The sequence below is a fragment of the Colwellia hornerae genome (genome assembly GCF_007954355.1).
Lineage (GTDB): Bacteria > Pseudomonadota > Gammaproteobacteria > Enterobacterales > Alteromonadaceae > Colwellia_A > Colwellia_A hornerae.
Window position 1 is genome coordinate 23,744 of the sequence record NZ_VOLR01000006.1, and the last position, 21,274, is coordinate 45,017.

Sequence of the window (21,274 nt, forward strand, 5' to 3'; positions counted from 1 at the left end):
GTTTATCTATAAAAAAACCTGCATCAGCAGGTTTTTTTAATACTAAATTTTTATTGATGACTCAGTCACAATAAATATCAGTAACCAAATTACTCTGGTTACTCAGTAATACACTTATTGAAAATAAATGAGTTGGTAGTAGATAAAATTACTTATTTACTTGCACGTGATACGTATTCACCCGTGCGTGTATCTACTTTAACTGTCTCACCAATTTGAATAAATAGCGGTACACGAATAACAGCACCGGTATGTAATGTTGCTGGTTTTCCACCCGTACCGGCAGTATCACCTTTTAATCCTGGATCTGTTTCGGTAACATCTAGATCAACAAAATTAGGGGTTGTTACTGTAATAGGTGAACCATTCCATAAAGTAATGGTACAAAGATCGCCTTCTTTTAACCATTTAATACAATCTACAACTGCTTTTTCATCAGCGGCGATTTGCTCAAAGGTCTCATTATTCATAAAATGCCAGAATTCACCGTCAGCATACAAATAAGCTAGCTCGGTTTCCATTACATCAGCGCCTTCGCAAGACTCGCCTGATTTAAAGGTTTTTTCTAAGACTTTATTAGAAATTAGTTTACGAATTTTTACGCGGCTAAAGGCTTGGCCTTTACCTGGTTTTACTAATTCGTTTTCTAAAATGTTACATGGTTCGCCGTCAATCATTAATTTAAGGCCAGCCTTAAATTGGTTTGTACTAAAATTAGCCATATGAATGTTCTCTTATACTCAAACAAATAACGCAGAGATTTAAATTGAAATTACAAATGCCGCAGATAATACCCCAAATAAGCGAACAATTGCACATTTCTTGGCAAAAAGAGTTAAGTAATGTCGTTACAGATCCGAAAAAGCTTTTAGAGATGCTAGAAATAGACAGCCAAGATTATCTGCAACACTTTTCCGCACGAAAGTTATTTCCGGTCCGTGTGCCCCGACCTTTTATTGCAAAAATGAAAAAAGGCGACTTTAACGACCCTCTGCTTAAACAGGTTATGCCACTCTCTGATGAGTTTGTTATCTCTGATGGCTATTCAACAGATCCACTAGAAGAACACGACACCGTTGCCGAAGGCTTATTGCATAAATATAAGCACAGAGTATTGATGATTATAAAGTCGGGTTGTGCGGTGAATTGCCGTTACTGTTTTCGTCGCCATTTTCCTTATGATGAAAACAGTCCCAATAAAGTTCGCTGGCAACCAGCACTAAAATATATTGCCGATCATCCTGAAATTAATGAAGTTATTTTTAGTGGTGGCGATCCTTTAATGGCAAGTGATGATCATCTACAGTGGCTTATTGAACAACTTGAGCCAATTAAACATGTGAACCGCCTGCGAATTCATACTCGTTTACCCATTGTTATCCCACAGCGCATAACGGCATCATTGGTGAAGATTTTGTCTGAAACGAGATTAAAAGCAACCATGGTTTTGCATATTAATCATCCCAATGAAATCGATGATGAAGTAAAAAAAACCCTTGAAAAACTCCGCGTCGCAAGAATTCCTTTATTTAATCAAAGCGTATTATTAAAAGGAGTGAACGATGATGCCGAACTCTTATGTCAGCTTAGCGAAGCTTTATTTGATAATGGTATTCAGCCTTATTATTTACATATGTTTGACCCTGTACAAGGAGTTGCTCACTTTGATATATGTGAAAACCAGGCAAAAATAATTGTCAAAAAAATGATGGCAATACTGCCCGGATTTTTAATGCCTAAATTAGTACGAGAAATTGCCGGAGAAGCTAACAAAACGCCAATCAATTTGTCATAATAGCGACATATCAAAACAATATTTAATATAGAGACACTATGAGCGCCACTGTCAGTAAACAACTCGTTGATAATATTTCAATTATTTTAAAAAAGTCACTAGCCGCTGATGCGACTTTAGCCGATTTAAGAAAAAACAAGCAAGCGAGCTTCGAAGCGATATTTAAAACAGACGCTGGTTTCAAATGTTCGGCCAATACTTTTCAGCCTTATGTTGAAGAAGTCGCGAACGATTTAATTTTTTGGCAAAAAACCTCAGATCAACAAACGTTAATCGATACAGTAAAGAAAATAGAAAAACTTTTTACTGTTTTAGCTAACTTTGAAGGCAGTGCAACGGTTACTCATTAACGGTAAAGCTTAAAAGTGAAAAGGCCATCTTTATTGCATGATAAAGATGGCCTTATGCTGTCTATAACGTTAAAAGATTGGTACTTTATTTATCAACATAGTTTGCGAAAACATCCTTAAACCAATCATCAAGCAATTTTTTTTCATAACCTAACGCATTATTTCTATATTTTAAGCGTCCACCCATCATAAAATTCATATCTTTTAAATTAACATTGTCGCTAAGTATGATTGCTTTCTCAGCATTTATTAATGTAAATGATAACTTTATTCTTGGAAAATAAAGGTCTTTAATCACTCTTATTTGGTGTAAACCACTGGCGAGAACATCACCCGCTAAATCAATGTCTGTTACTTCTATATTAAGTGTTTGAGATACAGGTAATGCTTTGGCGAGTTTTGATAAATGTTTTTCAAATTCGCTAAACATGTTTTCTTGAAAGCGCTTTCTACCTTCTGTTCCTGCATCAATATCTCGGTATTTATCAGGATCTGTCCAAGTGACGTTTACCTCAGCAGCTTGCGCGGTATGAAGCGCTAAATTCATGCTGCCCAGTACTAAAGCAGTCAATAAAGTGAATAGTGATTTAATCATCGTTTATCCTTAATCATAAAGTTTATTAATGCCGAGTTGCTTATTTATAATTAGCCTGAATACAAAACGGCGCTAAAATTATCTTAACCATAGTTACACAGGTTACTTAACTTTACTGCTTTAATCGCTTTTGTAAGAAACCTATAACCCTCTTATGACGCATTTTTACCGCAGAAATATTGAGATGACAAATGTCAGCGACTTCCTGAAACTCTAAACCGGTTCGGTAGCGTAGCAGCATAATATTGCGATCTACAAAGGACAAATTAACCATTAATAATGAAAGTGCTGTCGCCAAATCTTCATGATTACTGTCATCATCGATTATGCTTTCCAGATATTCGTCATTGTGTTCGATAGTATCCCAACGGCGATCTCTTATTTTATTAATACATTCGTTATGGGCAATTTTAAATAGCCACGCTTTAAAAGATACTGCCCACTTAAAGTTTTTTAAGTGGGCAAGTACCTTTATAATTGTTTCTTGTACAACGTCTTCGGCATCAGGCCGGTTATTGAGCAACTTTACACAGTACCCTTTTAAAACAGGTAAATAGGGTGTAATTAGTTGCTGAAAAAGACGCGTATCATAAGGCAGACTTGCTTGCACTAAGGCAACAAGCTGGCGTTCGTTAGGCGTAGTCAAACCGTAAAAGAAGCCCCAACTATTGCTTAATAACTTTATTAGCTAATAAGAAAGTATTCGGTATGGTCGTTAGTGATTCATCAGCGGCCATTATTTTACTCGCGACACTGCCAATCACAGCTAAGGTGCCCTTAATGTCTGTTACTTCAATTGCGTCGCCTATTTGGTACATTTCTCGAAGATACACACCAGCAACAATCTCTTGCGCCATGGCTTTGGTACCAATTCCTAACGAAATAGCCGCCGCTAAACCGACACTGCCAATAAGTACCGTCATGATGTTGTTTAGCAGTGATACATCAATGTCTAATTGCGTAATAGATAATGAAACAGTGATAACGATAATAATACCACGACAGACTTCAGCAACTGATCGTCCATAGTCAATACCAGTATTTTTAGCCGCTATTTTTACGCCATTAAAAACAATCTGTGCCACAAAGAAGCCACAGATTAAGACAGCGAGTGAAGCGAGTAATTTAGGTAAAAATAAGACCAAAGTATCAATTAAACCTGAAAGTACCGTTAAGCCCAAAATATCTAAAGCAGCTAATAAAAATATCAGCAAGAAGAATGTCGAAATAAGACTAGCAACGACTTGGCTACCCGTTATAGCAACATCCATTTTTTTTAATAGTGAATCTAAACCAAGTTTATTTAAAAACGTATTAAAGCCAATTTTAATTAATGATTTATTAAGAAAGTTTTTAATTATTGTAGAAATAAGCCAACCCGCAAGTAAGAATAAAATAGCGACGATTAAATCGGGGAGAAAAGTAACCACTTTATGCCAAACAGTCATTAAGCCAGAATAAGCTTTATCTGTGATGTTTTCAGTATCCATTATTTGTTCTCATTATTGGTTGTGTGATTACTTATTGTCTTTGGGCAAGGTGCCATATTTTTAAATATCGGTTTTAAAACTTTCATGAATAGGCTGATAAAAACAACCCAAAGAGAAGCTAAACCCAAAGCGACAAGATCTTTTGTGCCTTGCTGATTATTCGCTGTTATTGCTGCACGTTTAAAAAACTCATCATCTGAGGTGCTAAAAGCTAAATCTCCATCACGGCTTAACTCTTGCGCTAAACTTTTTTCTATATTTTTCATCTCATCCTCGAGCAATAATTTTATCGCTTTACTCTTTAACGCTTGAGCAGTTAAAAAGTCACATTAAACTTGTATGTTTTTTATTCTTATTTTGTCCACACACATTAACTTTTTTAATTCGGGTGCATTCTACGCTAATCAATTTTGAGTTTTAGTGTTAATTGTAAAAATTGATAAAGTTTGTGACTTTTGAGCTTCTTATCCGTTATAGAGCTAGAAATTACATAATATTACCTGAAACTTACTAAGGATTTATCCATGAAAACGTTTAACATGACCCTGATAGCCGCATTAATTAGCGCTCCGCTCGCTGCAGAAACTATTGATAAAACATGGCAACTTGGTGTCTTTGGCGACTACATCAAATCAGACACAAATAAAGAAAACAATATTGACTGGCTACAAGTGGAAGCAGGCAGAGGTCTTGGTATTGATTTACAAAAGATCATTAACGATCGCTGGGATATTCGTCTTGAATTAGCAAAAACTCGTTACGACATTCAAAATGGCAATAATACAGATTACGGCACTCGTGCTGGTATTGATGCCATTTATAAACTTGAAGATAGCAATTTTTATCTTTTCACTGGTGTGAAGCGCTTTAATAATATGAAAAGTTATAACGCCGCCAATGTGGGTGCCGGTTATGGCCTACAAATAAGCGACCGTTTTTCACTATATAGTGAAGCCGCTGTTTATCGCGATTTGGATTATGGTCAAACAGATCAAGGTTTTAAAATAGGCTTAAAATATACTTTCGGCGATGTAAAAAAAGCAGCCGTTGTTAAAAAAGCGGTCAAAAAGATGGTAATGCCGACTCCTGTAGTTAAAAAAGTCATGATGATTGATACTGATAATGATGGAATTAGTGATGATAAAGACCGTTGTGCTAATACACCAGCAAACGTAAAAGTTGATTCACAAGGTTGTACCTTATATTCAGAAAAATCAGTCGCGATTAAATTAAATGTCACCTTTGAAAATAATAGCTCATTGGTTAAGCCGGCAATGGTTGATGATATTCAGCGTTTAGCTGATTTTATGAAAGAATACAAAAATACAAGTGTTGTTATTGAAGGACACAGTTCAGCTTCTGGTACTGAGTCATATAACCTAATGCTTTCGCAAAAACGTGCTGATACTATTAAAGGCCTATTAATCAATAAATTTGCTATTGATGCTAGCCGTTTATCTGCTAAAGGCTTTGGTGAAACACAGTTGATTGCTCAAGGTACTTCGCCTGCAGACAATAGTGTAAACCGCAGAGTTGTAGCAAAAATAGAAACTGTTGTTAAAAAAGTAATAACAAAATAAGGCTAAGCAGCCTAACTAAAAGGGAAGCTATTATTGGCTTCCCTTTTTTATTACCGCCAGTAAAATATTTTCTGAGTTCTTTCTCCGTTCGGTCACACTCTTCTCATAGAGCTAAATCTCATTCATTGACTATGCAATCATCGATAAGATATGAAAAAATCATCTAACCTTTTAAGAGACTCAATAAGTAAACTAAGCCATTATACATTTATTAATGAAGACGAATATCTATTTTAGTCAGTTTAATAATATGACTGGCAGATATGCTGGTAGCCATAAAAAATGCAATTAGAAATATTTTGTGAAATCGATACGTTGATCAACAATACGATCAACATCTATTCCGTTATGATTGACTGGATCCCTTTAGTAAACAGCAAGCAATATGCTTTTCTACAGAAAGTCTTTGACCGACATTATACCCATCACTTTTTCTCTACCTAAGTCAGGATATTGAGCTAGTTTCAATAATGCGGCATCTATGGTTTGAGCATAGTTCAAGTTTGATTATTAGAACGTTAATAAAAAACTAGAATATTTCACCTCCCCATAAAAGTAGCTTTTAGGCTAACTTTGCTAACGGTTGCGACAAAGTTCACTAAATTGAAGTCTTAATTTATTGCCACTCTGGTCCGCTTAGCTACAAAACCGGTCATTCTCGCGATTTATCGGCATGACTAAAAATACTATTTTGAGTTATCTACATTTATCTACCAACTCAACTTACTATTGAAAAAGGTAGGCGTTTAGTAATACTCACATTTTAATAACTCCAAATAAGCGTGATTCTTCTAAAGCGGTGTTTGATCAATAATCAGTTTAAAACTAAATGTGTGCTCGTATATCCCCGAAATTACCGGTGGGAATGTTCTAAAACTTACCAACAAAAAAACACATGAACACAGCTCATAAATCAATGAAATAAAATCAATTTTATTCATCTAACGAACCCAGTATAAAACACACACTGCTTTTAACTTTAAACCATATTACAAGTTGGTTCTCAATTAGCCTTTAGGTATATACCAACAAGACGATGAAGACAATTGACTGGAAAAATCAAAAAATAAAATTAAAAGCCCCGAAAGATCACGAAATAAATTTAGGTTTTATCTCAGGAAATAGGATACCGGATGACAATGAATAAAGACTTTACCTTTACGATTAAAAGCACTTGTCTTGATGAAAATTATCAGCCCTCAGACAATACGCGTATTACAACTAACTTTGCTAATTTAGCGAGAGGAAACAGCCGTCAAGCGAACTTGCGTAACGCCTTAAATATGATTGACAATAGTTTCAATGCCTTGGCACATTGGGATAACACCCAAGCAGATCGTTATTCTGTCGAACTTGAAATCATTTCCGTTGATATAGATATTGAAGGCAGTGGTCAAACCTTCCCATCAATTGAAATATTGAAAACGAATATTGTTGATCATAAAAATAACAAACGCATTGAAGGCATTGTAGGAAATAATTTTTCCTCTTATGTGCGAGATTATGATTTCAGCGTATTGTTGTTAGATCATAATAAGGATCAATCAACATTTAGCATTCCAGATAATTTTGGCGACCTGCATGGAAAGCTCTTTAAATATTTTGTAAATTCGAGCGCTTATCAGCAACACTTTAACAAGCCACCGGTAATATGCCTTAGTGTTTCTAATAACAAGACCTATCATCAGACAGAAAATCACCATCCCGTATTAGGTGTTGAATACCAGCCAAATGAGTCTTCTTTGACTGAGCAATATTTTAAAAAAATGGGCTTACAGGTACGCTATTTTATGCCCGCAAATAGTGTTGCGCCTTTGGCTTTTCACTTCTTTGGTGATTTGCTTAATGATTACACCACACTTGAGCTGTTAAGCACCATTAGCACGATGGAAACCTTTCAAAAAATCTATCGACCGGAGATTTATAATGCGAATGCTGTAGCAGGTAAATGCTATCAACCAAATTTGAATAATTTAGATCATTCATTAACTCACATTGTTTATGATCGAGAAGAACGTAGCAAGATGGCTAATCATCAGGGAAAGTTTGCTGAGGAGCACTTTATCAAACCATACCAAACGGTTCTTGAGCAATGGTCTGCTAATTAAGCTCAATAGCTACATTTAAGAATTATCTTTAATAAATACCTCAAATTTACGGCATCAACTATTATGAAAAAATTATTACCAATTTCAACGGCAGGCAGTTTACCTAAACCTTCTTGGCTTGCACAACCTGAGACTCTTTGGTCACCTTGGAAATTGCAAGGTGATGAATTAATTGAGGGAAAACAAGATGCTTTACGTTTATCATTACAAGATCAACAACAAGCAGGCATTGATATTGTCAGTGATGGCGAGCAAACACGCCAACATTTTGTTACGACATTTCTTGAGCACCTCAACGGAGTTGACTTTGAGAAACGTAAGACTATAAAAATTCGTAATCGCTATGAGGCGAGTGTACCTACGGTTGTTGGTGCTGTTTCACGGCAAAAGCCAGTTTTTGTTGAAGATGCCAAGTTTTTACGTCAACAAACTAAGCAACCGATTAAATGGGCGCTACCAGGTCCCATGACGATGATAGATACACTTTATGATGACCATTATAAAAGTCGTGAAAAGCTAGCTTGGGAATTTGCCAAAATTCTTAACCAAGAAGCCAGAGAGTTAGAGGCAGCAGGTGTTGATATTATTCAATTCGATGAGCCCGCATTTAATGTGTTTTTTGATGAGGTTAATGATTGGGGTGTGGCTTGTTTAGAGAGAGCAATTGAAGGGCTTAAGTGTGAAACGGCTGTACATATTTGCTATGGCTATGGCATTAAAGCCAATACAGATTGGAAAAAAACCTTGGGGTCTGAGTGGCGACAATATGAAGAAGCCTTTCCCAAGCTGCAAAAATCTACTATCGATATTATTTCGCTAGAATGTCACAACTCTCATGTACCAATCGAGCTACTTGCACTTATTCGAGGTAAAAAAGTGATGGTAGGAGCCATTGATGTCGCAACCGATACCATTGAAACACCAGAAGAAGTCGCCAAGACCCTACGCGAAGCTCTCAAGTATGTCGATGCCGACAAGCTCTACCCTTGTACAAACTGTGGCATGGCTCCTTTATCTCGTAAGGTAGCAATGGGGAAATTAAATGCGTTAAATGCAGGTGCAGAAATAGTTCGAAGAGAACTCTCTAATGGTAACGAACTGATATAATAGAGTTAATAAAATAGACTATGGTTTCTCGCCATAGTCTAAATGGTCACCCTTGAGTGCAGGCTAAAGTCCTAGAGAGCCAGGAAGAAGAATAAATAATGACGGCAATACGTTATCTTGGATTTTGCCAGCACCGAGCAACTCGGTGCCGTTGTTTTACTTAAAGACCTAACAACGGAGACTGCAATTTCCCGTTGAATTAATAGTAAGGCCTTTAGCGTTATTAAACATAAAAGTAGGTGTAATGAATATCATTGAATTTATAACAAATAATATCTCACCGTTTTTTGCATTGGTTGCAACCGGTGTATTCGCAGGCATTTTAGCGGGCTTGTTAGGCGTAGGTGGTGGTATCGTTATCGTGCCAGTATTATTCTTCTTGTTCCAGAGCTTTGGCGTATCACCAGAGTCTGCGATGCTAGTTGCGACAGCAACCTCACTGGCCACCATAGTACCAACATCTATTAGCTCTATCCGTTCTCACCATAAAAAAGGTAATGTCGATTTTGACCTACTCAAACGTTGGGCTGTCTTTATTCTTATCGGGGTATTGGTTGGTAGCTGGTTAGTAACTCGCGTTGAAGGTACTATGCTTACTATCTTGTTTGGGATGATAGCGGTTTTATCAGCACTAAACATGATGTGTCGAACGGGGAAATCCGCTCTGTACCCCAAGCTACCTAAAACAACAGGACAAACGGTTATGGGAGTATCTATTGGCTTTTTCAGTTCTATGGTCGGGATCGGCGGCGGCACTATCTCGGTTCCATTACTCACTCTATATAACTATCCTGCCCATAAGGCTATTGGCACAGCAGCGGCAATAGGGTTAATAATTTCCTTGCCAGGTGCACTAACAATGTTGATATTAGGCAGTACGCCAACCGATGCTCCAGCGGGTACCTTTGGTTTGGTCAATCTATTTGCCTTCACTTGTATTGTGCCGCTAACCGTATTATTCGCACCGTTAGGGGCATCATTAGCAGCCAAATTAGATGCGGTAAAACTGAAAAAAATCTTTGCCTTCGTCTTACTCTTCACCGGCTTACGTATGTTGGCGCAACTTTTCTTATAGATTTTATTACTGTTCATTGTTGTTGAACAGTAAATGATAATTGTAAATTAACTTATTTGATTGATAAAATGAACGGCACTGGCACTCATCAAGCAATGTCGTTTATCATTAAAGCTAAAAAAAGGAGTTAACCGGTGTTAGAAAGGATCCATTTAGAAATACTAAACGCAATAAAAGAGCATGGAACCCTAACTAAAGCGGCTGATTCGTTGCACTTATCCCAATCTGCGTTAAGTCACAGTATTAAAAAACTAGAAGGCCAAATTGCTACTCCAATATGGAAAAAAGATGGTAGAAACCTACGCCTAACTGCGGCTGGAGAGCGTATTCAAACGCTTGCAAATAGAGTATTACCCCAGTTTTTACATACAGAATTATTGCTGAATCAGATTGCAAAAGGTGAAATGGGCTCGCTACGAATTGGAATGGAATGTCATCCTTGTTATCAATGGTTACTTAGAGTTATTCAACCTTATCTAGAGCAGTGGCCGGACATTGATATGGACGTCAAGCAGGAGTTCCAATTTGGCGCTTTAGGTGCATTGCTGAGCTACGAAATAGATATACTTATTACACCAGATCCACTCTTTAAACCTAAAATAGTCTACATCCCCGTTTTTGACTATGAACATAGGCTGGTCGTTTCAGCGTCTCACCAACTTGCAAAGCAAGATTTTGTTTTACCCGAGCAATTAAGCGAAGAGGTACTGTTTAGCTACCCTGTTGAGCCGCAAAGGCTAGATATTTTTAGTCAGTTTCTTAATCCAGCAAAGTGTTCAGTAAAAAAACACAAAAACATTGAAACAACTGAGATCATGTTACAAATGGTCGCTGCTGGTCGAGGTATTTGTGCCTTGCCGGGTTGGCTAGTAGATGAGTACTCAAAATCAATGCCTATTAAGAGTATTCGTTTTGGAGAAAAAGGTATTAATAAGCAGATTTTTATAGGTATTCGCAAAACCGATCAAAATATTGACTACTTAAACGATTTTATTGCTCAAGCTAAAAAAACCAAATAATCACTTAACCCTGCTTTGCGGTGGGGTCTGAATAAAATTAAATTCCTAAAATAAAGAAGACGGCAAGCTTGCCGCCAATTTTCTGTGCCTCTCAAGACGCTGTTCCATCCGTACAAAAGATATAGAACGGTGGTGCAAGCGCAAATTAATCTACTGGTTTTTTTGATATTTAAATAGAATGCCTTGGGTTTGCTTAGATAACCATTTAGAGATAATTGTTCTCATCACCATTAAATTAGCTCTATATGTGCTGTGTTTTATTATAATTTACTTATTAGCTGCTTTTAGCAATAACGCCAACAGGGTAGTTATCTTCTATCTGATGAATTATTTTTTGCATTAGTTGAATATTTTTTTCAAGATACATAGAAGTCAATGTAGCAGTAGCATATATATCCGCATAGATATTTTCAAACACTAGTGATTTAACGAATAGCTTAAGCTCGACAACGTTTTTACTTGCTGAAATTTTTTCTGGCCATCTTTGATGCATAATGTTTTTAACACTGATATTCCTATTAAATAAAGGAATTTGTTTTTCCATAAAAATATCCAATGTTTTTTTGTTTTCAACTTTTATATCTTGAATAGAGTTACTATAAACGTAAAGTAAAATGACCAATTTTTTTGTTTTATCAGACTCTAATTCTTCCATACTTAAAAGACGGTTTAGTTTGCTAATTGACGGAGTATAATTATCAATTATCGCTGAAGCCATTATTTCTTGATGTAAGTATTCGTCAGATGCGATGGCGAGATCCTCATCAGTTATATTTAATAAATGATGTATGGCAACTAAACGAGTTTGGTTTTTCTCCTTGAAATTGATTGTAGATTCAATATTTTGGATGACTTCAATATAAAGAGCCTTAATAATTTCCAATTCTCGATTGAGTTTTTACCTGTCCTGATTCCACGTGTTAATTTGTATAGCAATCAAAATACCAATAACAATTAACACGATTTCACCAACGGCATATTTGAAGTACTGGCTTGTTTTACCTTCTTGTAAAAGGACACCTCGAATTTTTCTAAAGAATGTAAACATACCTAACTTAATCCCTTATCGACAGTAGTGTGTTCGTATATAAAAAGAATAAACGCTATACCTGATCTAAGCAATGAACAACAGGAGGTGTTTGTTGTAACCAATAAGCAAAAATAACGATTCAAATTGCATATAATAGCGTTGTACTTGAAGTTGTAATGACACTTGGGGGATTTAACAAGATTTAACTGGACACCCACCCTAAAATAACCAAGCTACTTGATCATAGCTGAGTTATGACTACAACAAGGAAACAACAAATCAGTTTAGCAAACTTAATAATATCGCTTTCAGACATGCTTACAACCTCACCCTCATACGATTTTTTTGTAATGTTCATATTTAAAGCACGCACATGCTTCAAATTTTAAAAATAATATTGAAATAAAACAATCTTTGCTTCATAATTAACTTAACAACTAACCCTACTTCCACGCGCAGCATTGAGTCTCCTGGATATAGGGAGAAAAAGCCGGCCTTAGTGTCGGTTTTTTTATAACTAAAATCTAAGGGTTAGCTTTGAAGACGCGAGTATACATTGATGGGTACAATTTATATTATGGCTGTCTTAAGCGAACACCTTATAAATGGCTAGATCTATCCAAACTATTTATCAATTATATTCTACCTAGTTCCTCAGAAGAAACACACTCTTATCAAGATCTAAGCATTAAGTTTTTTACAGCTGATATTGTTGGTAAAGCAGCAATGTCTTCAGATTCATTAAATGATCAACAGGCTTATCACCGCGCTTTAAACTTCAATAATGAAGGCAATCAACTAGAACTTATCAAAGGTTATTACGCAATAAACGCTACACGTGCATTCAAAATTGACGCAGATGAACCAAATAAACCGCCTAATGAATGTGAATATGTTGATATCTGGAAACTTGAAGAAAAACAAACTGATGTCAATATTGCTGTCGAATCGCTATATGATGTATTAACTGATGATACGATCGAACAAGTTGTCTTTGTAACTAACGATACTGATTTAGCCAGTGTTTTAGAAAAGATAAAATCTCTGGGCAAGGTTAAAGTTGGCTTAGTTATCTCAACTACAGATAGCATTCGAAATCCAAATGAAAAACTCGATAAATTTTCTGATTGGACCAGAAAGAACATTTCGATTGATGAACTAAGGTTGTCTCAATTGCCAAGGGTGGTCCATGGTGGAAGAAAGCCAGTCATTAAACCTATAGGCTGGTTTGGACAACCAACGATAATTGAGAAAATAATCGAGATATTATTACAAGTAGAAAAAAATCGAAGTAAATGTTGGAGGTGGTTAGAAACTGAACCACCAACCTTTGAAGACTTACCTCAACTAACTGAACTCCCAATTGCGTTACTCAATGATGAAGATACTGCCAACATTGTGCTTCAGTACGCCCATAGACATGTTCATATTCGTCAAAATAAAAATTAAGTTACTATTTAGATCGGCATGGCCAATTATTCTAATGGTAGGATGTAGTTGTGTAACAAATTAGCATGCCAATTGAAAATTTTAGATGGCCTAATAAAAAGCCCGAATATTGCTATTCGGGCTTTCGTTTACATGATTAAAGCTAGATTTATAGATTTAAAAATCTATTACATCATACCGCCCATTCCACCCATACCACCCATATCAGGCATACCACCAGCGCCAGCATCTTTTACTGGTGAATCGGTTATCATAGCTTCAGTTGTTAACATTAAGCCAGCTACAGAAGCAGCAAACTGTAATGCACTACGTGTTACTTTAGTTGGGTCAAGAATACCCATTTCTAGCATATCACCGTAAGTAGAGTTACCGGCATTGTAACCAAAGTTACCTTTACCGTTACGCACTTCGTTTAATACAACTGAGGCTTCATCACCACAGTTAGCAACGATTTGACGAAGTGGTGCTTCCATTGCGCGAATTGCAACGTTAATACCATGTGTTTGGTCTTCGTTAGCACCTTCAAGGTCTTTAATAAGGTCAGCAGCGCGAACTAATGCAACACCACCACCAGCAACAACGCCTTCTTCTACTGCAGCGCGAGTTGCATGCAATGCATCTTCAACACGGGCTTTTTTCTCTTTCATTTCGATTTCTGTTGCTGCGCCAATTTTAATAACTGCAACACCGCCAGCTAATTTAGCTAAACGTTCTTGTAATTTTTCTTTATCGTAGTCAGAAGATGAATCTTCGATTTGACCACGAATTTGCATTACACGACCTTGAATATCAGCTTCGTTACCAATACCGTCAATAATCGTTGTGTTATCTTTAGTGATAACAACACGTTTTGCTTGACCTAAATCTTCTAATGTTGCTTTTTCAAGCTCCATACCGATTTCTTCAGAGATTACCGTGCCACCGGTTAATGTCGCGATATCTTGTAACATTGCTTTACGACGGTCACCAAAACCAGGTGCTTTAACCGCTGCAACTTTAACGATGCCGCGCATGTTATTGACTACCAATGTTGCTAAGGCTTCACCTTCAACATCTTCAGCAATAATTAATAATGGCTTACCTGATTTTGCAACGCCTTCTAAAGTAGAAAGTAATTCGCGAATGCTGCCTACTTTTTTGTCGACTAATAGAATGAATGGGCTTTCTAATTCAACAGTGCCACTTTCTTGGTTGTTGATAAAGTAAGGAGATAAATAGCCACGGTCGAATTGCATACCTTCAACAACGTCTAATTCGTCAGTTAACGCTTGACCTTCTTCAACCGTAATTACGCCTTCAGTACCGACTTTTTCCATCGCTGTTGCGATGATTTTACCAACAGTTTCGTCCGAGTTAGCCGAAATAGTACCTACCTGCTCAATCGCTTTGTTATCGCTACATTCTTGTGACAAACTTTTTAACGCTTCAACGGCGGCAATAACGGCTTGGTCGATACCACGTTTTAAGTCCATTGGGTTCATGCCAGCAGCAATTGATTTCAAACCTTCATTAACAATAGCTTGCGCTAAAACAGTTGCGGTAGTTGTTCCGTCACCAGCTTCATCATTGGCTTTAGAAGCAACTTCTTTAACCATCTGTGCGCCCATGTTTTCAAACTTGTCTTCTAATTCAATTTCTTTTGCAACAGTAACACCATCTTTGGTGATGATTGGACCACCAAAAGATTTGTCTAAGACAACATTACGACCTTTAGGGCCTAATGTTACTTTTACCGCGTCAGCTAAAACATTTACACCACGTAGCATTTTTGCTCGTGCGTCATTACCAAATAATACGTCTTTTGCAGCCATGTTGTTTCTTCCTATATTTTGTTAGTTTGTCGAACATCATTCGACAACAATAATTAATGCACTGTAAGTTGAGGCTTAGCCTAACGAATTCCTACAGTTTGTATAAAGTCAGTAGGGTTACTATGACTCAACAATCGCTAAAATGTCTGATTCAGAAAGTATCAAAACTTCTTCGCCGTCAATTTTTTCAGTTTTAACGCCGTAACCTTCACTAAAAATAACTTGGTCACCTACTTTTACGTCTAAAGCACGTATTTCACCATTTTCTAAAATGCGACCGTTACCGACAGCAATAACTTCACCGCGCGTTGATTTTTCTGCAGCACTTCCTGTTAAAACAATACCACCAGCTGATTTTGATTCTACTTCTTTACGTTTAATTATTACGCGGTCATGTAATGGACGAATGCTCATTAATTTTCTCCTGAGAGTTTGTTCACTCTCAATAAATTTAAATAAAAGGTTATAAAACTTTGTTGCAATTAAAGATGGGGTTAATTTAAAACTTCACAAGCCCCGTTAAAACATTTTTTATTCTTTGCGTTCATACTCACCTTCAAGCGTTTCCCCCTGGTGGTGTTCAATCGGCTTCTTAGTGCCTAGCCCCTGCTCAAACGGATCAGACGTAAAGGGCTGTTCTTGCTGAGTATGCACCGAACTTTGATAAGTAAAACCGGCCGCACTTTGATTCATAACAAGATGTGACTGCACTGATTTTATCAACAGACTTCTAACACTTGGAATGAGGAGAGATAATCCAAAAATGTCAGTAACAAAGCCCGGAGTTACTAAAAGTATGCCCGCAACCAGTAAAAGTAGTCCTGCAACTATTTCATCTGAAGGCATTTCGCCTTGCGCCATTTTAGTTTGTACTGAGTTTAAAGTAGCAATCCCCTGCTGTTTAACATTTCTCGCACCCAGCCATGCGGTAATAATAACAATTGCAATGGTTGGCCATGCACCAAGCCAAGTACCCACATTGATCAGTACCATAATTTCGATAATAGGAACGACAATAAAAAGGATAAATAGAAATCGAAACATTTAAAGTCTCTTCATTAAAAAATTTTATATAAGATGAAACATATATGGGGTTGTGCAGGTCTTTTTCAAGCATCAGGTAAATACAAGATAGTTGATATGTTGATTAGCTATTAATTGTAATTTAAATAGCTTAAGTTTTTGTTAAGGAAAATACGTTAATGTTTCAATTAATAATGTGCACTTGTCCTGATATTAGCAATGCAAAGCTGATTGCAAAACACTTAGTACAAGAAAAACTGGTTGCTTGTGTCAATATTATTCCTAACGTTATCTCTGTTTATCGCTGGCAAGATAATGTTGAATGTGATGATGAAATACAGTTAATGATAAAAACACAAAGCCATAAATTTAACGATGTAGCTAGTGAAATTAAACGCTTACATCGTTATGATACCCCTGAAATTATCGCCATGAACATCCAGCAAGGCGACAATAGTTATTTAAACTGGATCACTGAGTCTTTAAAATAGTTGTTATGAAAAAAATTGTCTTACTTTTTTGGTTAGTCTTAACCAGTGTTTTTTTACAAGTTCCCTATGCGCAAGCGCAAGATTCAATTTTTGATACTTCATCCGCTTCGTTATTCAGTAACGATGATGAATTTCTTAGTGTTGAAGAAGCCTTTGAATTTAATTTTCATCAAAAAGATGATCAATTATCGGTCTCCTTTACCATAGCTGAAGGCTATTACTTATATCGTCACCAATTTAAATTCAGCGTTGAAAATGCAGAAATAATACCCGTTGAACTACCAAAAGGTGAAGACCATGAAGATGAATTTTTTGGTGTTCAGCAAATATTTACCGAGCAACTTAACTTCACTATTAAACTTGTTAACGCCGATAGTAATGCCAGTATCAAAATACGCTATCAAGGTTGTGCCGCAAAAGGCTTATGCTTCCCACCAAAAAGTAAAGTTGTAGCCCTGTCAAAAGTTAATCATGATAAAGCCATTGATACCAACAATGTTTTCGCCGCTATATCGGCTGATAATCAAGCGGATAATGTATCTGTAACTGTTGAAAGTGCTAGCGAACAACATCAATTAGCCGACATGCTAAAAAGTGATAATATTTGGCTAACACTGCTTGCTTTTTTTGTTGGTGGTTTACTGCTTTCATTTACGCCTTGTGTATTTCCTATGTACCCTATTTTGACCGGTATTATCGTTGGACAAGGCGATAAGTTATCTACATCCAAAGCCTTTCGTTTATCGTTTGCTTATGTTCAAGGTATGGCAATAACTTATACTTTACTGGGTATTGTTGTTGCACTGGCTGGCGCTCAATTTCAAGCGATGTTTCAACATCCCGCGGTTTTAATCGTCTTAAGTGTTTTATTCATCTTTTTAGCACTCTCTATGTTTGGAATTTTCAACCTTGCTTTGCCAAGTAGCTGGCAAAACAAGTTGAATAACATCAGTAATAGCCAAAAAGGTGGCTCATATTTCGGTGTTGTTGTTATGGGTGCGATTTCTGGTTTAGTGGCATCTCCATGTACTACGGCTCCTCTAACGGGTGCTTTATTATATATTTCGCAGTCAGGTGATATTTGGTTAGGTGCTTCGGCGTTGTACGCGTTAAGTTTAGGTATGGGTGTGCCATTACTTGTTTTAGGTAGCTCTGGCGGTAAGTTACTACCAAAAGCTGGCACATGGATGACAGTAATTAAAAATGTTTTTGGTTTATTACTCCTTGCTGTTCCTATCTTTTTAATGGAAAGGTTTTTACCTGAAGTGGTAACACAAGCCATGTGGGCAGTATTGGTATTATCAAGCGCAGGTTATTTTTATACGGTCAATCAACAAACCCAAAATAACTTTTGGTTTGGTGTGAGAAGTGTGGTGATATTTGTGATGATATTTTTTGGAGCAAACCAGGCTTATCAATTAATAAATCCGAGCCAACAAGTTGCCGTCACCAATCAGCAAGTATTACAACAGCACTTTACTAAAGTGGCAACATTGGCTGATTTATTAGTGGAAGTTGAAAAAGCGAATGCGCAAGGAAAAACAGTGATGGTCGATTTATATGCCGACTGGTGCATCGCTTGTAAGGAATTTGAAGAATACACCTTTAATGCCCCACAAGTTCAAAACGCGCTGAATAATACCTTATTGCTACAAGTAGATATGACTGACTTCGACTCTACTGACAATGCTGCATTTGCTAAAAAGTATCAAGTGCTAGGCTTGCCGAGTATTTTGTTCTTTAATCAACAAGGTAATGAATTAACTCAGCAACGGGTGACAGGCTTTATGGGGGCAGAAGAGTTTACTGAGCACCTGCAAAAAATCTTTTAACCTTTAACGTCAAAAATAAGTACACTTTAACTCGCATACTCCTGCGGGTTAAAGTACTGATACTTTCCAATAACCATTGACGATTTTTGTATCAATAAATTCCATCAATTTGGTTTCAGGAATAGGTTTAGAAAAATAATATCCTTGAATAATATCACAGTCGTTTTCCGTTAAACTGCGTAATTGGGCACTCGTTTCAACACCTTCTGCGATGACCAGTAAACCTAATTTTTTCACCATAGCAATGGTTGACATAATAATTTGATAATCAGCTCGATTTTCTAACATGCCAAAAACAAAGCTTTTATCTATTTTAATAACGTCTACTGGCATTTTTTTCAAATAAGCTAATGACGAATAACCGGTACCAAAGTCATCAATGGCAAAGCTAAAACCTATATCTCTTAAACCATTCATCATTTCAATAGCGCTATCAATATTTTTTACTAAGGTTTGCTCTGTTAACTCAAGTTCGAAGTGATTAGCTTCAAGCGAAAACTCAGCAAGTAAATCGATTAAATAATCGGTTAAGTGAGGATCTGCGAATTGTCCTGCCGACAAGTTTATCGCAATACGGACATCAGTTAAGCCCTTATCTATAAATGTTTGGCAAAGCTCAAAGCAGCGTCTGATCACCCAATAGCCAAGCTCAACCATATACTGAGAGTTTTCGAGAAGAGGAATAAAATCTTCCGGTGAAACCATACCTCGCTCCGGATGCTGCCAGCGGAGTAATGCTTCAAAGCCGTATAGTTTTTTTGTTTTTGCCTCTAATTGTGGTTGTAAACTTAAGCTAAATTGATTTTTAGCTAAAGCCTGTCTTACTTCACTTTCCATCATCACTCGAAGCGCAACTTTTTTATACATTTCTTCATGGTAAATATGATATTTAGCGCCACCATCACCTTTAGCTTCATACATAGCTATATCGGCATAGCTAATGAGATCTTCAGACTTGGTCATTTCTTGAGGAGCGAAGGCGATACCAATACTAGTACTTATATAAAAAAGGCTATTTTGTATTTCAATAGGTGCTTTAAATGCCTCTAAAATTTCTTTTGCGACCAGCACCGCATCATTTTCATTATCTATATGCCCGAGTACCACCACAAATTCGTCGCCACCAAAACGGCAAGCCATATCCACTCGTCTAATACTGGATCGCAAACGATTAGCGGCTTGAATTAACAACTTGTCGCCATCGGTATGACCATGGCTATCATTTACTTTTTTGAAGTCATCAAGATCTAAAAATAAAACGGCAATTTGCCCATCACTGCGTGAAACATTCATAAATGCTTTACGTAATTGATAGTTAAGCATATTACGGTTAGGCAATCCGGTTAATAAATCATACATGGCAATATTTTCGAGCTCTTTAGTTTTTTGATCAATTTCAATATTTAATTGTTCAAGTTCAAAACTTAGTTCTGTGGCTGCATTTGCCAAAATATCTAGCTCATCAATATATTTACCATTTCTTTGTAGGTCTGTTTGACGAAACTGGCCAAATTCTTTTTTTGCTAATAAAGGTAAAACATCTGACAACACCAGTAAGCGACGGGTAAATGGGCTAGCAACAAAATGTATAACAATCACAAAAGCAATAAGTACAACTAAGGTAAAAATTAAAAATTGTTGACGGTTTTCCTGATAGTTATCTTTAAAAACAGTGACATCATCAATGAGTGCCAGGTAGAAAAAACGTTGATCATTATTAGCGATGGGAATTAAATTAATAAGATAACTGTTATCATTAACAGAGACCTTTATACCTTCGGTTTTAATTGTCTCTGTATTGAAAACCTCTGGGCTAGCAACAAACAGTTCACTGACGAGTTGGGTATCGGTCGAGAAAAGAAATTTAGCTTCGGACAGTTTAAAGGTCTCTTTGCCACTGATGGTCGATAAAGGTTGATCAGCACGAGAAAAACTCACCATGACTAATTCATTGACAAGCGCTTTATTAATATCGTAAACCATATCGACAAGTGACACTGTCATCGCGACAACAGCCATATCTCCTTTGCCATTTAATACCGGTACTGTGATTAACTGCACACATTGAGTTTCACAATATAATGAATACTCTGGTTGTTGTCGTTCAAGGACATTTTCAATACTGGCTTGAACAAATTTAGGAATAGGATCAGACAGATATAATTTTTCATTATTGGCTGCAACCAACCACACATTTTCAACATTTTGATTCATTTGTAAGGTATCAAATTGTGCCGAAAACTCTTCTACCAACACATCAAAATTTTGCTGCTCTTTCAAGCGAACAATATCGGAAAAAGATTCTAGCCACACACGTCGTTGTTGACGTAAAACATCACTTTGTACCGAAAATTGCGCCTGACCTTTACGTAGAGTATCACTTTGATATTGAGTGAATTCTTGATTTAAATTTGATAAAGACAGATAAGCAAAAATAGTACTTAACAGTAGTAATGCGCCAACAACTAAAACAAGCAATTTGACAGGGACACTAATAAATCTTTTTTTCATCATATTAA

21 protein-coding genes are annotated in these 21,274 nt (G+C 36.7%); 10 read left to right on the plus strand and 11 right to left on the minus strand.

What is annotated here, in order from left to right:
- Window positions 1-152: 152 nt before the first annotated feature.
- On the minus strand, window positions 153-722 hold the full coding sequence (efp, locus tag ESZ26_RS05315; RefSeq protein ID WP_146798700.1) for an elongation factor P: 570 nt from the start codon (window positions 720-722) through the stop codon (window positions 153-155).
- A gap of 56 nt (window positions 723-778) precedes the next feature.
- On the opposite strand from efp, the gene epmB reads away from it, so the two are divergent.
- Both epmB and ESZ26_RS05325 read left to right on the plus strand, forming a co-directional pair.
- Window positions 779-1,795 (plus strand): EF-P beta-lysylation protein EpmB, encoded by a 1,017-nt coding sequence (gene epmB, locus ESZ26_RS05320; protein WP_170246321.1) that lies wholly within the window; start codon window positions 779-781, stop codon window positions 1,793-1,795.
- Window positions 1,796-1,833: 38 nt separating this feature from the next.
- Window positions 1,834-2,145 carry a hypothetical protein gene (locus tag ESZ26_RS05325; RefSeq protein ID WP_146798702.1) on the plus strand — a complete coding sequence of 104 codons (312 nt, stop codon included), beginning with the start codon at window positions 1,834-1,836 and terminating at the stop codon, window positions 2,143-2,145.
- An 85-nt stretch (window positions 2,146-2,230) separates the two neighbouring features.
- On the opposite strand, the gene ESZ26_RS05330 is transcribed toward ESZ26_RS05325, so the two are convergent.
- From ESZ26_RS05330 to ESZ26_RS05345, 4 genes are all read right to left on the minus strand, one after another.
- Window positions 2,231-2,740 carry a DUF3016 domain-containing protein gene (locus tag ESZ26_RS05330; RefSeq protein ID WP_146798704.1) on the minus strand — a complete coding sequence of 170 codons (510 nt, stop codon included), beginning with the start codon at window positions 2,738-2,740 and terminating at the stop codon, window positions 2,231-2,233.
- A 112-nt stretch (window positions 2,741-2,852) separates the two neighbouring features.
- Entirely contained in the window at window positions 2,853-3,386 is a 534-nt protein-coding gene (gene sigX / locus ESZ26_RS05335) for an RNA polymerase sigma factor SigX (RefSeq protein ID WP_146798706.1), read from the minus strand.
- Between the two features lie 19 nt (window positions 3,387-3,405).
- Complete coding sequence (locus tag ESZ26_RS05340) at window positions 3,406-4,230, minus strand: mechanosensitive ion channel family protein (RefSeq protein WP_146798708.1); 825 nt, start codon at window positions 4,228-4,230, stop codon at window positions 3,406-3,408.
- Window positions 4,230-4,496, minus strand: a complete 267-nt coding sequence (locus ESZ26_RS05345) for a hypothetical protein (RefSeq protein WP_146798710.1) — start codon at window positions 4,494-4,496, stop codon at window positions 4,230-4,232. Before ESZ26_RS05345 ends, ESZ26_RS05340 begins: the two co-directional genes overlap by 1 nt.
- A 258-nt stretch (window positions 4,497-4,754) precedes the next feature.
- On the opposite strand from ESZ26_RS05345, the gene ESZ26_RS05350 reads away from it, so the two are divergent.
- The 5 genes from ESZ26_RS05350 (at window position 4,755) to ESZ26_RS05370 (ending at window position 11,119) form a co-directional block, all read left to right on the plus strand.
- Window positions 4,755-5,810, plus strand: coding sequence for an OmpA family protein (locus ESZ26_RS05350; RefSeq protein ID WP_146798712.1), 1,056 nt, complete (start codon window positions 4,755-4,757; stop codon window positions 5,808-5,810).
- A 1,139-nt stretch (window positions 5,811-6,949) separates the two neighbouring features.
- Window positions 6,950-7,918: a DUF1852 domain-containing protein gene (locus tag ESZ26_RS05355; RefSeq protein ID WP_146798857.1), complete on the plus strand. Its 969-nt coding sequence runs from the start codon at window positions 6,950-6,952 to the stop codon at window positions 7,916-7,918.
- A 63-nt stretch (window positions 7,919-7,981) separates the two neighbouring features.
- On the plus strand, window positions 7,982-9,025 hold the full coding sequence (locus ESZ26_RS05360) for a methionine synthase (protein ID WP_146798714.1): 1,044 nt from the start codon (window positions 7,982-7,984) through the stop codon (window positions 9,023-9,025).
- 244 nt (window positions 9,026-9,269) lie between these two features.
- A complete protein-coding gene (locus ESZ26_RS05365; RefSeq protein WP_146798716.1) occupies window positions 9,270-10,100 on the plus strand; it encodes a sulfite exporter TauE/SafE family protein in 831 nt (276 codons plus the stop codon).
- 134 nt (window positions 10,101-10,234) lie between these two features.
- Window positions 10,235-11,119 (plus strand): LysR family transcriptional regulator, encoded by an 885-nt coding sequence (locus ESZ26_RS05370; RefSeq protein ID WP_146798718.1) that lies wholly within the window; start codon window positions 10,235-10,237, stop codon window positions 11,117-11,119.
- A 274-nt stretch (window positions 11,120-11,393) separates the two neighbouring features.
- On the opposite strand, the gene ESZ26_RS05375 is transcribed toward ESZ26_RS05370, so the two are convergent.
- Together ESZ26_RS05375 and ESZ26_RS19180 are read right to left on the minus strand one after the other, a co-directional pair.
- Window positions 11,394-12,002, minus strand: a complete 609-nt coding sequence (locus tag ESZ26_RS05375; RefSeq protein WP_146798720.1) for a hypothetical protein — start codon at window positions 12,000-12,002, stop codon at window positions 11,394-11,396.
- 15 nt (window positions 12,003-12,017) lie between these two features.
- Window positions 12,018-12,167 (minus strand): hypothetical protein, encoded by a 150-nt coding sequence (locus ESZ26_RS19180; RefSeq protein WP_170246311.1) that lies wholly within the window; start codon window positions 12,165-12,167, stop codon window positions 12,018-12,020.
- A gap of 708 nt (window positions 12,168-12,875) precedes the next feature.
- Between ESZ26_RS19180 and ESZ26_RS05380 the strand changes: the two genes are divergently transcribed.
- Entirely contained in the window at window positions 12,876-13,598 is a 723-nt protein-coding gene (locus ESZ26_RS05380) for an NYN domain-containing protein (RefSeq protein ID WP_342353829.1), read from the plus strand.
- A 167-nt stretch (window positions 13,599-13,765) separates the two neighbouring features.
- Here the strand turns inward: ESZ26_RS05380 and groL are convergent, their stop codons facing one another.
- The 3 genes from groL to ESZ26_RS05395 all read right to left on the minus strand — a co-directional run bounded on the left by groL (window position 13,766) and on the right by ESZ26_RS05395 (window position 16,453).
- Window positions 13,766-15,409: a chaperonin GroEL gene (gene groL / locus ESZ26_RS05385; protein WP_146798724.1), complete on the minus strand. Its 1,644-nt coding sequence runs from the start codon at window positions 15,407-15,409 to the stop codon at window positions 13,766-13,768.
- Window positions 15,410-15,529: 120 nt separating this feature from the next.
- Window positions 15,530-15,823, minus strand: coding sequence for a co-chaperone GroES (locus ESZ26_RS05390; RefSeq protein ID WP_146798726.1), 294 nt, complete (start codon window positions 15,821-15,823; stop codon window positions 15,530-15,532).
- Between the two features lie 117 nt (window positions 15,824-15,940).
- The gene (locus tag ESZ26_RS05395; RefSeq protein WP_146798728.1) at window positions 15,941-16,453 is read right to left on the minus strand and encodes an FxsA family protein; all 513 of its coding nucleotides are present in this window, start codon (window positions 16,451-16,453) and stop codon (window positions 15,941-15,943) included.
- Window positions 16,454-16,611: 158 nt separating this feature from the next.
- On the opposite strand from ESZ26_RS05395, the gene cutA reads away from it, so the two are divergent.
- Both cutA and ESZ26_RS05405 read left to right on the plus strand, forming a co-directional pair.
- Complete coding sequence (cutA, locus tag ESZ26_RS05400; RefSeq protein WP_146798730.1) at window positions 16,612-16,923, plus strand: divalent-cation tolerance protein CutA; 312 nt, start codon at window positions 16,612-16,614, stop codon at window positions 16,921-16,923.
- 5 nt (window positions 16,924-16,928) lie between these two features.
- The gene (locus ESZ26_RS05405; protein WP_146798732.1) at window positions 16,929-18,755 is read left to right on the plus strand and encodes a protein-disulfide reductase DsbD; all 1,827 of its coding nucleotides are present in this window, start codon (window positions 16,929-16,931) and stop codon (window positions 18,753-18,755) included.
- A 48-nt stretch (window positions 18,756-18,803) separates the two neighbouring features.
- Here ESZ26_RS05405 and ESZ26_RS05410 read toward each other — a convergent pair whose 3' ends face one another.
- Window positions 18,804-21,269: a putative bifunctional diguanylate cyclase/phosphodiesterase gene (locus tag ESZ26_RS05410; protein ID WP_146798733.1), complete on the minus strand. Its 2,466-nt coding sequence runs from the start codon at window positions 21,267-21,269 to the stop codon at window positions 18,804-18,806.
- Between the last annotated feature and the right edge of the window lie 5 nt (window positions 21,270-21,274).